The sequence below is a fragment of the Streptomyces sp. NPDC052236 genome (assembly GCF_044548015.1).
Classification (GTDB): domain Bacteria; phylum Actinomycetota; class Actinomycetes; order Streptomycetales; family Streptomycetaceae; genus Streptomyces.
Genome location: NZ_JBIUBL010000026.1, coordinates 110846 through 123518, shown reverse-complemented (window position 1 = coordinate 123518; position 12673 = coordinate 110846). Strand labels below are relative to the sequence as shown.

The following is a 12673-nucleotide window of genomic DNA, read 5'->3' as shown; positions in this document are numbered from 1 at the left end:
CTCAGTCCTCCGGGTCGGCTACGTCGCGTACGTCGCGTACGTCGTTGTCGGCGGCGAGCAGGTCGGACAGGTCCCGCACCACCACGTCCGCGCCGTGGCGCAGCAGCGCGACCCCGCTGCCCGGACGGGCGGCGCGGTCCACGCCGATCACCAGGCCGAACCCGCCGCGGCGGCCCGCCTCGACCCCGGCCAGGGCGTCCTCGGCGACCGCGGCGCGGGCGGGTGGCGTGGCGAGCCGCCGGGCGGCCTCCAGGAACAGCGCGGGGTCGGGTTTGCCGGGGAGCCCGAGGCGGGCCGCTTCGCCGCCGTCGACCAGCGCGTCGAAGAGGTCGAGGACCCCGGCGCCCGCGAGGAGTTCACCCGCGTGCCGGGACGCGGAGGCGGCGGCCAGGGGCACGTGTTCGCGGCGCAGCACGCGCAGCAGCCGGACCGTTCCCGGGTAGGCGTAGACCCCGCCCTCGCGCAGCCGCTCGGTGAAGAGCCGCTCCTTGAACGCGGCGACCTCCCGCACGGTGGCGTCGTCCTCGGGCCGCCGCAGCCGCAGCCCGCGCGAGGCGAGGAAGGAGGCGGCGCCGTCCAGCCGCGATTTGCCGTCCACGTAACGCGGATAGTCCTCACCGATGTCGAACGGACGCCCCTGCTCCGGGTCCGCGGGCGGGTGGTCCCGCAGCCAGGTGTCGAACGCGGTCTTCCAGGCCGCGGCGTGCAGGCGCGCGGAGTCGGTGATCACCCCGTCGGTGTCGAGGACCACCGCGTCCATGTCCCGCAGCACCGCGATCACACGTACGGTCATTGCGCGCTCCTTGTCGGACCGGCGGGCCTCCGCGATCCGGTTACCCGCTGCGGCGGTGCTCTATCGCGTAGGTGTGGGGGTAGGACCATGGAGAGCGAGTGACTCGAAAGGGCGTCCGTCATGCCCGCGAGAACGAAGAAGAGATCTGCCGCCGCCACGTTCACGATGCTGCTGGCCGCGCTCGCCCTCGCGGTGGCGGGCTGTCAGGGTGGTGGCATGTCCCCGTCGCCGGACGACCGCTCCCCCACCGCACGGCCCGTGCCGGGCTCTCACGTACTGGCGGTGAAGATAGACAACGTCGCCGCGGCCCGTCCCGCGACGGGGCTCGAAGCGGCGGACCTGGTTTACGTCGAGCCGGTCGAGTCGGGTCTCAGCCGCATACTCGCCGTGTACTCCTCCCTGCTGCCGCCGGTCGTCGGTCCGGTGCGCAGCGCCCGGGAGTCCGATCTGGAGCTGCTCCGCCAGTTCGACCGGCCGACGCTCGCCTTCTCCGGGGCACAGGGCAAGCTCCTGCCACTGCTGGAGGCGGCGCCGCTGAACGCGCTGCCGCCCGAGAAGGCCCCGGCCGCGTACTTCCGCAGCCGGGACCGGGCCGCCCCGCACAATCTCTATCTGCGCCCGGAGCGCGCCCTGCGTGCCGTCTCCCGTGAGCCGACCGGTGTGAACGCCGCCGAGTACGCCGGGTTCAGCTTCGGCGCCCCGCCGCCGGACGGAAAGCAGGTGGCCGGGCACACCGTGCGCTATCCGTCCGCGCGCTTCGCCTTCACCTGGTCGGTGGGCAGGCAGCGGTGGCTGTCGGCCATGGACGGCGCTCCCGCCCGTACGGCGGCGGGCCGTCAGCTCGGCGCGGCCACGGTCGTCGTGCAGTACGTCACCGTGCGCCCGTCGCGCTTCCAGGACCGGTCGGGCAATGTCTCTCCGTACACCGAGACGGTGGGCTCGGGCACGGCGCTCGTGCTGCGCGACGGCATGGCGTACGAGGCGGGGTGGGACCGGAAGACCGCCGAGTCCGGCACCGCGTTCACGACGCCGGACGGCAGTTCTCTCAAGTTCGCGCATGGGCCGGTATGGATCGTGTACGCGCCCCGCTGATGGCTACCGTGGCCTGAATGAACCGCAAGACGGCCGACGGACGGACCCGGGTGACGGTGCTCGTGGCGCTCGCCGCGAATCTCGTGATCGCCACGGCAAAGATCATCGGCGGGATCGCCTCGGGCTCCCCCGCCCTGCTGTCCGAGGCCGCGCACTCCGTGGCCGACTCCACGAACGAGGTGTTCCTGCTCGTCGCGGTCCGCCGCAGCCGTCGCGCGGCGGACCGCGACCATCCGTTCGGATACGGCAAGGAGCGTTATTTCTGGACGCTGCTGGCGGCCGTGGGGATCTTTGTCGTGGGCGGCTGTTTCTCCTTCTACCAGGCTTACCAGGCGCTGGGGGCCGACCGGCAGGAGTCCCGCTCCGGCTATGTGGCGGGGCTGGCCGTGCTGGGGGTGTCGCTCCTGGCCGAGGGCAGCTCGCTGCTGCGCGCCCTGTACCAGCTGCGCGGGGACGGCGCCCGCGATCCGGCCCTGCGTACCGTCATCGCGGAGGACAGCACCGCCGTGTGCGGAGTGCTGCTGGCGGCAGCGGGCATGTCGCTGCATCTCGTCACCGGGGAGGCGGTCTGGGAGGCCGCGGCGTCGCTCGCGATCGGGCTGCTGCTGGTCTATGTCGCCTACCGGCTGGGCCGGGAGGCGCGCGGGCGGCTGATCGGCGAGGCGGTCGATCCGGTGCTGTGGGACCGCATCCGTGGGCTGCTCGACGAGCAGCCGGAGATCGACAATGTGGCTGAGCTGCTGACGATGCGGCTGGGCCTGGACTCGACGCTGGTGGCCGCCCGGGTGGACCTGACCCCGGGCCTCGACAGCGAGGAGGTCGAGCTCGTCTGCGTACGGATCAAGCGGCTGATCCGCACGGAGTGGCCGGAGGCGCACCATGTCTTCCTCGACATCACGGAGGCGCCCGCGCCTGACACGCCGTGAACTCCCCGCTCTCGGGCCGTCAGCCGCCGGTTCCGCGCCGGCTTCCGCACGGTGTCCACGGACACGCAGTCGGCCGATCGGGTCGCCGATGCTCGTCTCATCTTCGACTGCACGCACCCCCGCCAGGTGGATGTCCTCTCGGGGGATGGGTCGGCGGCGGCGTCACAGTCGTACGGCGGTCACGGCGTCACGGCGGGCGTCACGGCGGGCGTCACGGCGGTCACCGCACCCGGGGCAGACCCGTCACAGACATCACGAGCGAGTACAGCGACGTCGTCGCCGTGATGAACAGCCGGTTGTTCTTCGGGCCGCCGAAGGCGATGTTGGAGACCGGCTCGGGCACGCGCAGTCTGCCGATGAGGGTGCCGTCCGGGTCGTAGCAGTGCACGCCCTCGTCGAACGCCGCCGCCCACAGCCGCCCCTCGTCGTCGAAACGGATGTTGTCGAAACCGCCGTCGGTGCGCTCGGCGAAGACCTTGCCTGCCGAGAGGGTGCGATCCTCGTGCACGTCGAATACGCGAATCTGGCGGGCGCGCGTGTCGGCGACGTACAACTGCCGTTCGTCCGACGAGAAGACGAGGCCGTTCGGCCCGTCGAAGCCGTCCGCGACGCGGCGGACCTCGCCTGTCGCCGGGTCGATCCGGTAGACGTCGCAGGTGCCGATCTCACTCTCGGCGCGGTAGCCCTCGTAGTCGCTGGTGATTCCGAAGTCGGGGTCCGTGAACCAGATCGAGCCGTCGGAGCGTACGACCGCGTCGTTGGGGCTGTTGAGGCGCTTTCCCTCGAAACGGTCGGCGAGTACGGTGACGCGGCCGTCGTGTTCGGTGCGCGTGACCCGGCGGTTGCCCTGCTCGCAGCTCACCAGCCTGCCCTCGCGGTCGAGTGTGTTGCCGTTGATGTGTCCGGCGGGGGAACGGAAGACACCGATCGCGCCCGTCGCCTCGTCCCAGCGCAGGAGGCGGTCGTTGGGGATGTCGCTCCAGATCAGCTGCCGCCAGGCGGGCAGATAGAGCGGCCCCTCGGCCCAGCGGCAGTCGGCGTGCAGCCGCTCAAGCCGCGCGTCGCCGCTGGCGCACCTGCCGGTGCGGAAGCGCTCGTCCAGGAGCTCGTACAGATTGTTGACCATCTCGCCGGACATAGCCCACTCCTCACCGGTCATTCCCGAAGCTCATTTCGAATGATCCTAATACGACTGAACCATATATGGTGTGGACATGGGAATAGTGGACTGGACCGTGGACGACATCGACCGGGCGCTGATCGCTGAGCTCCAGCGCGACGCCACGCAGGCGTACGCGGCGCTCGGCAAGGCGGTGGGCCTCTCCGCGGGAGCGGCCCACGAGCGCGTACGCAAACTGCGCGAACGCGGTGTCATCCGCCGTACGACGGTGGAGGTCGAACCGGCCGCTCTCGGGCGCGGCGTGCTTGCCTTCGTCATGGTCGACTCGTCGGCCTGGCTGGGGGACTCGGCAGCGGCCTTCGCCGCCATCCCCGAGATTCAGGAAGCGCACATCATCGCCGGCGCCGCCTCCGTCCTCATCAAGGTGCGCACGGCCACCACAGAGCAGTTGCAGGACGTCCTGCGGCGGCTGTACGCGATCGAGGGCGTAAGCGGCACTCAGGCGACGGTCGTGCTGGAGACCTTCTTCGAGAGGCCGGTGGACGCGGGGTGACGGGCCGGCACCTCAGCGCACCACCGCCTGGCCCACCAGCAGCCGTACCGCCGCCGCGATCGACTCCGCGTCGATTCCCGCCTCGTGCAACTGCTCCTCAGGGGTGGCCGAAGCGGGCATGTTCCGCACGGCCAGCCGTACCAGCCGCGGTGCCGGGCCGCCGTCCGCGAAGGTCTCCGCCACCGCGTCGCCGAGGCCGCCCTCCGGGTGGTGGTCCTCCACCGTCAGCAGGCAGCCCGTCTCGTCGGCCGCCTCCCGCAGCGTCTCCGTGTCCACCGGCTTGACCGAGTAGAGGTCGATGACGCGCACCCCGATGCCCTCCTGCTCCAGCAGCGTGGCGGCGCGCAGTGCCTCATGGACCGTCACTCCGGCGGCGACGACGGTGACCCGGTCCCGGTCACCCGAGCGCAGCACCTTGCAGCCGCCGACCCGGAACTCCTCGCCCGGGCCGTAGATGACCGGTGTGTCGCCCCTGCTGGTGCGCAGATAGCTCACATGGCGCTGGTCGGCCATGGCGGCGACCAGGTGCGCCGTCTGGTTGGCGTCGCACGGGTAGAGCACCGTACTGCCGTGTACGGAGCGGAACAGGGCCAGGTCTTCCAGCCCCATCTGGGAGGGTCCGTCCTGGCCGATCGCGACCCCGGCATGCGAGCCGACGATGTTGAGGGTCGCGTCGCTGACAGCCGCCATCCGGATGAAGTCGTGGGCGCGCGTCAGGAACGCCGCGAAGGTCGCCGCGTACGGGACATAGCCGCGGACCTGCATCCCCACGGCCGCCGCGATCAGCTGCTGTTCGGCGATGTAGCACTCGAAGTAGCGGTCCGGGTATTCCTTGGCGAAGTACTCGGCGCGCGTCGAATCGCCCACTTCTCCGTCCAGTACGACGATGTCCGGCCGCGCGGAGCCGAGCGCGGCGATGGCCTTCCCGAACGCGGTACGGGTGGCCACCGAGTCCCCCAGGTCGAAGACCGGTCGCTCCAGGTTCCCGCCGCGGGTGTCGCGCAGGACCCGCGCCGCGGGCGGTGGCTTGACCTCGACCCGGATGAAGCGCGGGCCGCCCAGTTCCTCGATGGCCTGGTCCGCGTCGGGCAGGGGCTTGCCGTGCATGCCCTCCTGGTCCTCCACGGCGGCCACGCCGCGCCCCTTGTGCGTACGGGCGATGATCGCCGTGGGCTGCCCGGTGGTGGACTCCGCCTCCGCGTACGCCGCGTCGATGGCGGCGATGTCGTGCCCGCCGACCGCGATGGTGTGCCAGCCGAAGGCCTCCAGACGGCGGGCGTACGCGTCGAGATCCCACTGGTGGCGGGTGGGCCCTCGCTGGCCGAGCCGGTTGACGTCGATGATCAGTGTCAGGTTGTCGAGACGTTCGTACGACGCGTGCTCGACGGCCTCCCACACCGAGCCCTCCGACATCTCGCTGTCACCCGACAGCACCCACACGCGGTAGGGGACCTGGTCAAGACGCTTGCCCGCCAGGGCCATGCCGACGCCGACCGGCAGCCCCTGGCCGAGGGAGCCGGTGGCCACGTCCACCCACGGCAGCCGGGGCGTCGGGTGTCCTTCGAGGCGGCTGCCGAGGCGGCGGTAGGTGAGGAATTCCTCGTCGTCGACGGCGCCCGCCATCCGGTAGAGGGCGTACAGGAGCGGTGAGGCATGCCCCTTGGAGAGGATCAGCCGGTCGTTGCCGGGGTGGTCGGGCCGGTTGAAGTCGTAGCGCAGATGGTTGACCAGGAGTACGGCGGCCAGATCCGCCGCCGACATGGAGGAGGTGGGGTGCCCCGACCCCGCGGCGTCGGAGGCGCGGACCGCGTCCACCCGCAACTGCTGGCCCAGCTCCGCCAGTTCGTCGTATCGCATGTCACTGCTCCTTGGAAGGACCGCCGGGGACTCGGGCCAGTTCGGGCGACGCGGTATCCAGGGGAACCGACCAGGAGCGGACCAGGCCCAGTTGGACGGACTGCCGCGGCAGCGCCGCGTCCAGCAGCCAGTCGGCGGCCACGCGCACCCGGTTCCCCGGCATGGCGGCCAGGTGGTAGCCGCGGGTGACCGCGCCCGCGAGCGGTCCGGACAGCGGTATGCCCAGCGGGTTCGCGGCGGCCTTCGCGCCGCCGAGGTCCACCGCGAAGCCCAGATCGTGGTGTTCGTAACGGCGCTGCTCGCCGTGGCCGAGCGAGGCCCCGACATTGAGTCCGGCCACCTTTCCCTGGCGAGCGGCGTGCTGGGCCGTCATCGGCGTGTACTGCCCCGGACGGGTCAGGTCGGGCACGGCCGCCGCGTCGCCGCAGGCGAAGACGTCGGGGTGGCCCGGCACGGTCAGCCGGGGGTCGACGAGCAGCCTGCCGCGCTCCACGGGCAGGCCGACCTCGGCCACCAGCGGGTCGGGGCGCACGCCCACGCACCAGATCAGCGTCCTCGTCTCGATGAACTCCCCGTCGTCCAGCCGGACTCCGGCCGGCGTGGCCTCCTTGACGGAGGTCCCGGTCCGTACGTCCACGCCGCGCTGTCGCAGTACGCGGTCGGCGGTCGAGGACAGCCGGGGATCGAGTTCGGGCAGGACGCGGTCCGCGATGTCCAGCAGTATCCAGCGGGGCCGCCGCACACCGCCCGCGCCTCGGGCGTGCCCGTTCGGGGGGTGGTGTTTGCGGGCCAGCGTGTCCGTGAACAGCACGCCCTGGGCAGCCACTTCGGTACCGGTGTAGCCCGCGCCGACCACCACGAAGGTGCGCCGCGAGGCGCTGTCCCTGGAGGCGGCGGTGGCGGGGTCGGCGGACAGCTCTATCTGCCGGGTCATGTGGTCGCGCAGATAGAGCGCCTCGGGCAGGCCGCGGAATCCGTGCGCGTGCTCCGCGATGCCGGGCACCGGAAGCAGCTTGTTGACGCTGCCGACGGCGAGGACGAGCCGGTCGTACTCCAGCTCGCCGGTGCCGCTCTCCGGATCCGTGTAGTGCACCCGGCGGTCCGCCAGGTCGACGTGGGTGGCCTCGCCGAGCACCAGGCGCACCCGTGGCAGGGAGCCCGCGAGCGAGACGGTCACCCGGCGCGGTTCCAGGATGCCCGCGGCGACCTGGGGCAGCAGCGGCAGATAGAGGAAGTAGTCGGTGGGGTTGAGTACGACGATCTCGGCCCTGTCCCGGAGAGTCCGGGAGAGCGTACGGGCGGCTTGGAAGCCGGCGAACCCGGCTCCGACGACAACGACACGGGTACGACTCACGATCGGCTCCGGTACGGATGGAAGTGCGGACGGTACGGGGACGGCGGGCTCACTCGTAGCTGTCGACGGTGGGCTCACTCGTAGCTGTCGCGGCCCGGCTTCTCATCGATCACCGGGGTCGACGGCGGCACGATGACGCGACGGCGCCTGGCGATGCTGCTGAAGGTGGCGACGCCGATGAAGCCCACGGCCATCAGGATCAGCCCGACGACATCGAGGTTCGCGCCCTCCAGCTGCCAGTCGGTGGCGAACGTGAGAATGGCTCCCACGGCGATGAGGAGGATGCACCCTCCCAGACCCATATGACTCACCTTTCTCTACCTCGCTGAGGTGGTCGGGTACCCCGGGACCCGCCGTTTCTCACATGTCCCGCAGAGCGGGCAGCAGGGTCTTCTCCGCCCAGTCGAAGAAGGGCTGCTGATGGTCGCCGCCGACCTGGACGAGGGCGATCTCCGTGAAACCGGCCTCGGCGTAGGGGCGCACCGCCTCCACGAACGTGTCGACGTCGTCGCCGCAGGGGATGGATTCCGCGACGTCCTCCGGCCGTACGAGCTCGGTGGCCTGGAGGAACGAGGCGGGCCCGGGCAGCTCCGCGTTGACCCGCCAGCCGCCGACGGACCAGCGGAACTGATCGTGCGCGCGGGCGACCGCCGCGTCCCGGTCCGGGTCGTAGCAGACGGGCAGCTGGCCGACGCGCGGCTTGCCCGTGCCGCCGTGCCGGTCGAATCCGTCCAGCAGTTCGCGTTTCGGCTCGGTGGCGATCACCAGGTCGGCCGACCGGCCCGCGAGCTCGCACGACCGCTCCCCCGAGACCGCGATGCCGATGGGCACCTGATCGCCGGGTACGTCCCAGAGCTTGGCGTCCACCACGTCGAAGTGGGTGCCGTGATGGCTGACATGGTCCCCGCCGAAGAGCTCGCGGATGATGGAGACGGCTTCCCCCAGCATCTCCAGACGCACGTGCGCGGCCGGCCAGTCGGTGCCGACCACATGCTCGTTGAGGTTCTCGCCGGAGCCGAGACCGAGCCGGAAGCGCCCCTCGGAGAGCAGCTGCATGGTGGCCGCCTTCTGCGCCACGACCGCCGGGTGGTACCGGATGCTCGGGCACGTCACATAGGTCATCAGCGGGATCCGCGACGTGGCCTGCGCGGCGGCGCCGAGCACGCTCCACGCGTACGGGGAGTGCCCCTGGGAGGCCAGCCACGGAAAGTAGTGGTCGGACGAGACGGAGAAGTCGAAGCCCGCCTGCTCGGCGGCGACCACATGACTGACAAGCTCACGTGGGCCGGCCTGTTCGGTCATCATCGTGTATCCGAATTGCACCATGCGGGACGATTTGCCGAGCGTTCTTCCCTGAAACCTCGGCAGCCGCGCCCGCCGGTCAGCGGCTCCCGCTCATCAGCCGCACCTGCACCTCCTTCTCCTGGTCTCCGGCGGCCATGCCCTCGTCCTGCACGTCGAAGGCGGCTCCCAGCGTCTCCAGCATCCGGTCCACCCCCCAGTAGCCGCCCTGCAGCATGGTCTCGACGGACTCCGACAGCTGTTGCGGACCAACCGGGACACGCTCGGGCGACACCTCGTAGGTCGCGGTCCACACGGTCGCGTGCGGGTGGGGTCCGTACTGCGGCACATCGTCGTCGGCGCGGTCGCAGGGAAAGGTCTGCCGCAGGACGCGGAACACCGTGTGGGCGTCCTCCTTCGAGCAGCCGCTGAGCGTCACCACGACCGGCGTCGTGTGGTGCTGGGCGCTCTCCACTTGGGTGGTCTTCATGGTGGCTCCTGCCTTTGCTCTGCGAATGCTCTGCGAACTGAACTCAGCCGGGGGACTCAGCCGGAGGACTCGTCCGGGACCGGCTGGTCGGGGCTCACTCCGCCGCCGCGGGGCTCCCCGCGACGGCCCGCGCCCGTCTCGTCCATATCGGGCAGACTCTCGTCCGGCTCCTCCCGGGCGAGCTCCTCCGGCGCGCCGGGCCCGCTTACGTCCAGCGGGTCCTCGTCGTCGCTCGCCTGCTGATCGGGCAGGTCCTTCGGCACGGGCGTGCCGGTCTCCGCGTCGTCATCGCGCCGACGGTCGGTCATCGCCTCTCCTCCTTCCGCTCTTCTCGCCGTGGGAAGGGGTCCATGGCGTGTCGCGGGTACCCGCAGGACAGCGAGTCAAGCGGCGACGGCAGCGGGCGCGGCCGACTGTCGGTTACGTTTCTTCCATGGCGCAGACGGATGACTTCGGTGGGGAGCTCTCGGATTTCGTCCGACGCGTGGGGGAATTGAGGGCCGCGCGCGGTCTGCCCTTGGCGGAGCAGCACACCCTGCTGGACGCGGCTCTCTTCGAACTTCAGCATGTCGCCGAGAATCTGTGGCCCAGATACGAACAGCTGGCGGCGCAGAGCCACGGCAAGGCCGCCGCCGACCGCGCGGAGCAGCAGCTGTTCAAGGCCGTTTTCCAGCGGCTTCCGCTGCCCGTGGCTCTGATGGGCGGTGACACGGTGGTGCGGCGGATGAATATGGCGGCGACCGAGCTGACCGGTGTACGGGCGGGCTATGCGGCCGGCCGGCCGCTCGCGGGACTGCTGCGGCCGGGTGACCGGGCGGCCCTGCGGTCACAGGCCGCCGCCGTCGCGCGGGGAGAGGGCCACCGCAGCCTGCGCGTGCACTTGCAGCAGCGGCCGAGCGAGCCCCTGCTGGCCACCCTCGCCGCGCTGCGCCCGCCGGGCGAACCGCAGGCGGCCGTACTGATCGTGATCCAGAGCGATGCCGTACGCACCGGACAGGTGGCCCAGACGGGGGCTGGGCCCCGCCCCCACCTGCCCGACCTGGGCGAGGCGACCCGGCACGCGGAGCTGATGGACCTTCTCGACTGGATGACGACGGCCCTGCTGCGCGCCCCGGCGGGGGACCCGGAGGCCACCCTCACCGCCGCCGCCCGGGTACTGGACGGCCGGCTCGCCGACTGGGTGATCGCGGATCTGGCGGCGGGCGGCTCCCTCAGGCGTACGGCGGTGCTCGGCCCGGACGGGGCCGACGCCCTCCCACTGGTCAAGAAGGTTGCCGCGCAGGACCCGGCGACCTGTCCCCTCGTGGTGGAGACCGCGCGCGGCGGATCGGCGTCGCTCCAGGTGCGGCCCGAGGACCTGGACTGCTTCGGCCACGACGACACGGGGGCGTCGGTCATCGTCCAGGCGGAGGTGACCTCGCTGCTGTGCGTACCGCTCCAGCTTCCCCAGGACGGCGGCGGTCCCGTACTCGGCGTGCTGACGCTTTTCAGGACCGGCACCCGGCTCGCGTTCTCCATGGCGGAGGCCCGTGCCATCACTGTCATCTCGCACCACATCGCCCTCGCGATGCGCCGAGCGGCCTGAGACCCGGTTCGCGCCGAAGGTCTCCCGGGGGCGCGCGGAACGCCTGGCTCGCGGGGGCGGCGGCTCGGAGGGAAGATGACGCTGGGGGGTGAGGCAGAGCGTGTCGTGCTGTTTCGCCCTGGGATGCTCCGCTTCGATCGGGACACTGAGTGAAATGGACAAGGAAACGCGAGCGGCGACAACCGCGCAAGTGCAAGTGACGACAAGCCGTGAGGTGTTCGGCGCACCCTGCTGGATCACTTTGATGGCGAGCGATCTGCAACACGCTCAGGATTTCTACGCCGCTGTGCTGGGGTGGCGGTACCGGTCGACGGAGTTCGGCCACTCGTACAGTCTCGCGCTGTCGGGCAACTCGCCGGTCGCCGGTATCGGCATCCTGGAGCCCGCCCTGCGGGCGCCGGTCGGCTGGACGCCGTACTTCGCGGTGTCCGACGTGAACGAGACCGCCGCACGCATCCGCGAACGCAGCGCCACCGTCGCCGTCGGGCCACTCAGCTTCTCCGTGGGCCGCGGCGCCCTGGCGGCGGACCGGGACGGCGCGGTTTTCGGCATCTGGGAGGGCGAACTCATCCCCGACTGGCTGACCTGGCGCAAGTCCGCGCCCGCGTGGCTGCGGCTGCGGACCCGGGACGCCTTCGAGGCCGCGATCTTCTACGGACAGGTCCTGGACTGGGCCTCGGATCGCGCGGGTTGCTGCCAGGTCGACTACGAGGAGGACGAAGTCGTGCTGCGCCAGGAGGGGCATGTCGTCGCCCGTCTCAGCTCCGGCGCGGCGGAGGCGGCACCGGAACCGATGATCCAGCCTCGCTGGCATGTCCACTTCCCTGTCACCGATGTGGAGGCCACTGTCCAGGCGGCACTCCACCACGGCGGCTCCGTCGTCACGCGGCGCTCGACGCCGCGGGGGCCGGAGGTGACGCTGCACGACGCCGAGGGGTGCCTGTTCAACGTCACCACCCGTACGGAGGCGGTATAGAGCCTTACCGCGTCCCGAGAAGCCCGAGAAGGGAAGGCTGGGGCAGGGGTTGGAGTTCGGGGAGGGTGAGGGTGGGTGCGGGTGTGGTGGTCAGGACGCGCTGTGCGGCCTTGACGCGGCGGCTGAACCAGATGACCTTGCCGGTGTCGGTGGCGCAGGTGCCCCAGCTGTCGCTGAGGGCCGCGACCGCGGCGAGACCGCCCCGTGCGGGGGCGGAGCTGGTGACCCGGGGCAGGCGGCGGTCCTTGTCCGCGACGGACGCGATGACGTGGCGGCCGGTCCAGCGCAGTTCGACCACGCAGGTTCTGTCCCCCTCCACGTGGGCGACCACATTGCCGACCAGCTCATCGACCGCGCGGCAGACCGGGGTGACGTGGGCCTCAAGGTTCCAGTAGCGAAGATGCGCCGCGAGAATGCGCCGGATCTGAGGAATCCGCTCGGGGGATGCCTGCACTTCCAGGGTGTAGCGGCAGGCGGCCTGGACATTCATGACCGTGGCTCCTCACCGCGACGGCTTCAGCTCTTCGCCTCCACGACCCCCGAGCACGAAGAGTGAGCACATGTCGCTTCTCAGTCACCCACCAGACTGACCCCCACCACCCACAACCGCAACACGCGGCAGGTTCGCGTGCAGGGGACTCCGGGT

14 protein-coding genes are annotated in these 12673 nt (G+C 71.1%); 5 read left to right on the top strand and 9 right to left on the bottom strand.

Features of this window, described 5'->3' with window-relative positions:
- Window position 1 precedes the first annotated feature (1 nt).
- Entirely contained in the window at window positions 2-793 is a 792-nt protein-coding gene (locus tag ACIHCQ_RS33935) for an HAD family hydrolase (RefSeq protein ID WP_399671241.1), read from the bottom strand.
- A 120-nt stretch (window positions 794-913) separates the two neighbouring features.
- Here ACIHCQ_RS33935 and ACIHCQ_RS33930 point away from each other — a divergent pair, with 120 nt between their 5' ends.
- Complete coding sequence (locus ACIHCQ_RS33930; RefSeq protein WP_399671238.1) at window positions 914-1885, top strand: DUF3048 domain-containing protein; 972 nt, start codon at window positions 914-916, stop codon at window positions 1883-1885.
- 17 nt (window positions 1886-1902) lie between these two features.
- On the top strand, window positions 1903-2811 hold the full coding sequence (locus ACIHCQ_RS33925; RefSeq protein ID WP_399671235.1) for a cation diffusion facilitator family transporter: 909 nt from the start codon (window positions 1903-1905) through the stop codon (window positions 2809-2811).
- Between the two features lie 220 nt (window positions 2812-3031).
- Here the strand turns inward: ACIHCQ_RS33925 and ACIHCQ_RS33920 are convergent, their stop codons facing one another.
- Window positions 3032-3949 carry an SMP-30/gluconolactonase/LRE family protein gene (locus ACIHCQ_RS33920; protein ID WP_399671233.1) on the bottom strand — a complete coding sequence of 306 codons (918 nt, stop codon included), beginning with the start codon at window positions 3947-3949 and terminating at the stop codon, window positions 3032-3034.
- Between the two features lie 97 nt (window positions 3950-4046).
- Here ACIHCQ_RS33920 and ACIHCQ_RS33915 point away from each other — a divergent pair, with 97 nt between their 5' ends.
- Window positions 4047-4484, top strand: a complete 438-nt coding sequence (locus ACIHCQ_RS33915; RefSeq protein WP_399671333.1) for an Lrp/AsnC family transcriptional regulator — start codon at window positions 4047-4049, stop codon at window positions 4482-4484.
- Window positions 4485-4496: 12 nt separating this feature from the next.
- Here the strand turns inward: ACIHCQ_RS33915 and ACIHCQ_RS33910 are convergent, their stop codons facing one another.
- The 6 genes from ACIHCQ_RS33910 to ACIHCQ_RS33885 all read right to left on the bottom strand — a co-directional run bounded on the left by ACIHCQ_RS33910 (window position 4497) and on the right by ACIHCQ_RS33885 (window position 9774).
- Window positions 4497-6341, bottom strand: coding sequence for a transketolase (locus tag ACIHCQ_RS33910; RefSeq protein ID WP_399671230.1), 1845 nt, complete (start codon window positions 6339-6341; stop codon window positions 4497-4499).
- A gap of 1 nt (window position 6342) precedes the next feature.
- Window positions 6343-7695, bottom strand: coding sequence for an NAD(P)/FAD-dependent oxidoreductase (locus ACIHCQ_RS33905; protein WP_399671227.1), 1353 nt, complete (start codon window positions 7693-7695; stop codon window positions 6343-6345).
- Between the two features lie 74 nt (window positions 7696-7769).
- The gene (locus tag ACIHCQ_RS33900; protein ID WP_399671224.1) at window positions 7770-7997 is read right to left on the bottom strand and encodes a DUF6458 family protein; all 228 of its coding nucleotides are present in this window, start codon (window positions 7995-7997) and stop codon (window positions 7770-7772) included.
- A gap of 58 nt (window positions 7998-8055) precedes the next feature.
- Entirely contained in the window at window positions 8056-9021 is a 966-nt protein-coding gene (locus tag ACIHCQ_RS33895; protein ID WP_399671221.1) for an LLM class F420-dependent oxidoreductase, read from the bottom strand.
- A 55-nt stretch (window positions 9022-9076) separates the two neighbouring features.
- On the bottom strand, window positions 9077-9466 hold the full coding sequence (locus ACIHCQ_RS33890; protein ID WP_399671218.1) for a hypothetical protein: 390 nt from the start codon (window positions 9464-9466) through the stop codon (window positions 9077-9079).
- A 56-nt stretch (window positions 9467-9522) separates the two neighbouring features.
- Window positions 9523-9774 carry a hypothetical protein gene (locus tag ACIHCQ_RS33885; protein WP_399671215.1) on the bottom strand — a complete coding sequence of 84 codons (252 nt, stop codon included), beginning with the start codon at window positions 9772-9774 and terminating at the stop codon, window positions 9523-9525.
- 125 nt (window positions 9775-9899) lie between these two features.
- Here ACIHCQ_RS33885 and ACIHCQ_RS33880 point away from each other — a divergent pair, with 125 nt between their 5' ends.
- Both ACIHCQ_RS33880 and ACIHCQ_RS33875 read left to right on the top strand, forming a co-directional pair.
- Window positions 9900-11051, top strand: a complete 1152-nt coding sequence (locus ACIHCQ_RS33880; protein ID WP_399671212.1) for a PAS domain-containing protein — start codon at window positions 9900-9902, stop codon at window positions 11049-11051.
- A gap of 244 nt (window positions 11052-11295) precedes the next feature.
- Window positions 11296-12027: a VOC family protein gene (locus ACIHCQ_RS33875; protein ID WP_399671209.1), complete on the top strand. Its 732-nt coding sequence runs from the start codon at window positions 11296-11298 to the stop codon at window positions 12025-12027.
- Window positions 12028-12031: 4 nt separating this feature from the next.
- On the opposite strand, the gene ACIHCQ_RS33870 is transcribed toward ACIHCQ_RS33875, so the two are convergent.
- Window positions 12032-12517 carry an ATP-binding protein gene (locus ACIHCQ_RS33870; RefSeq protein ID WP_399671207.1) on the bottom strand — a complete coding sequence of 162 codons (486 nt, stop codon included), beginning with the start codon at window positions 12515-12517 and terminating at the stop codon, window positions 12032-12034.
- Between the last annotated feature and the right edge of the window lie 156 nt (window positions 12518-12673).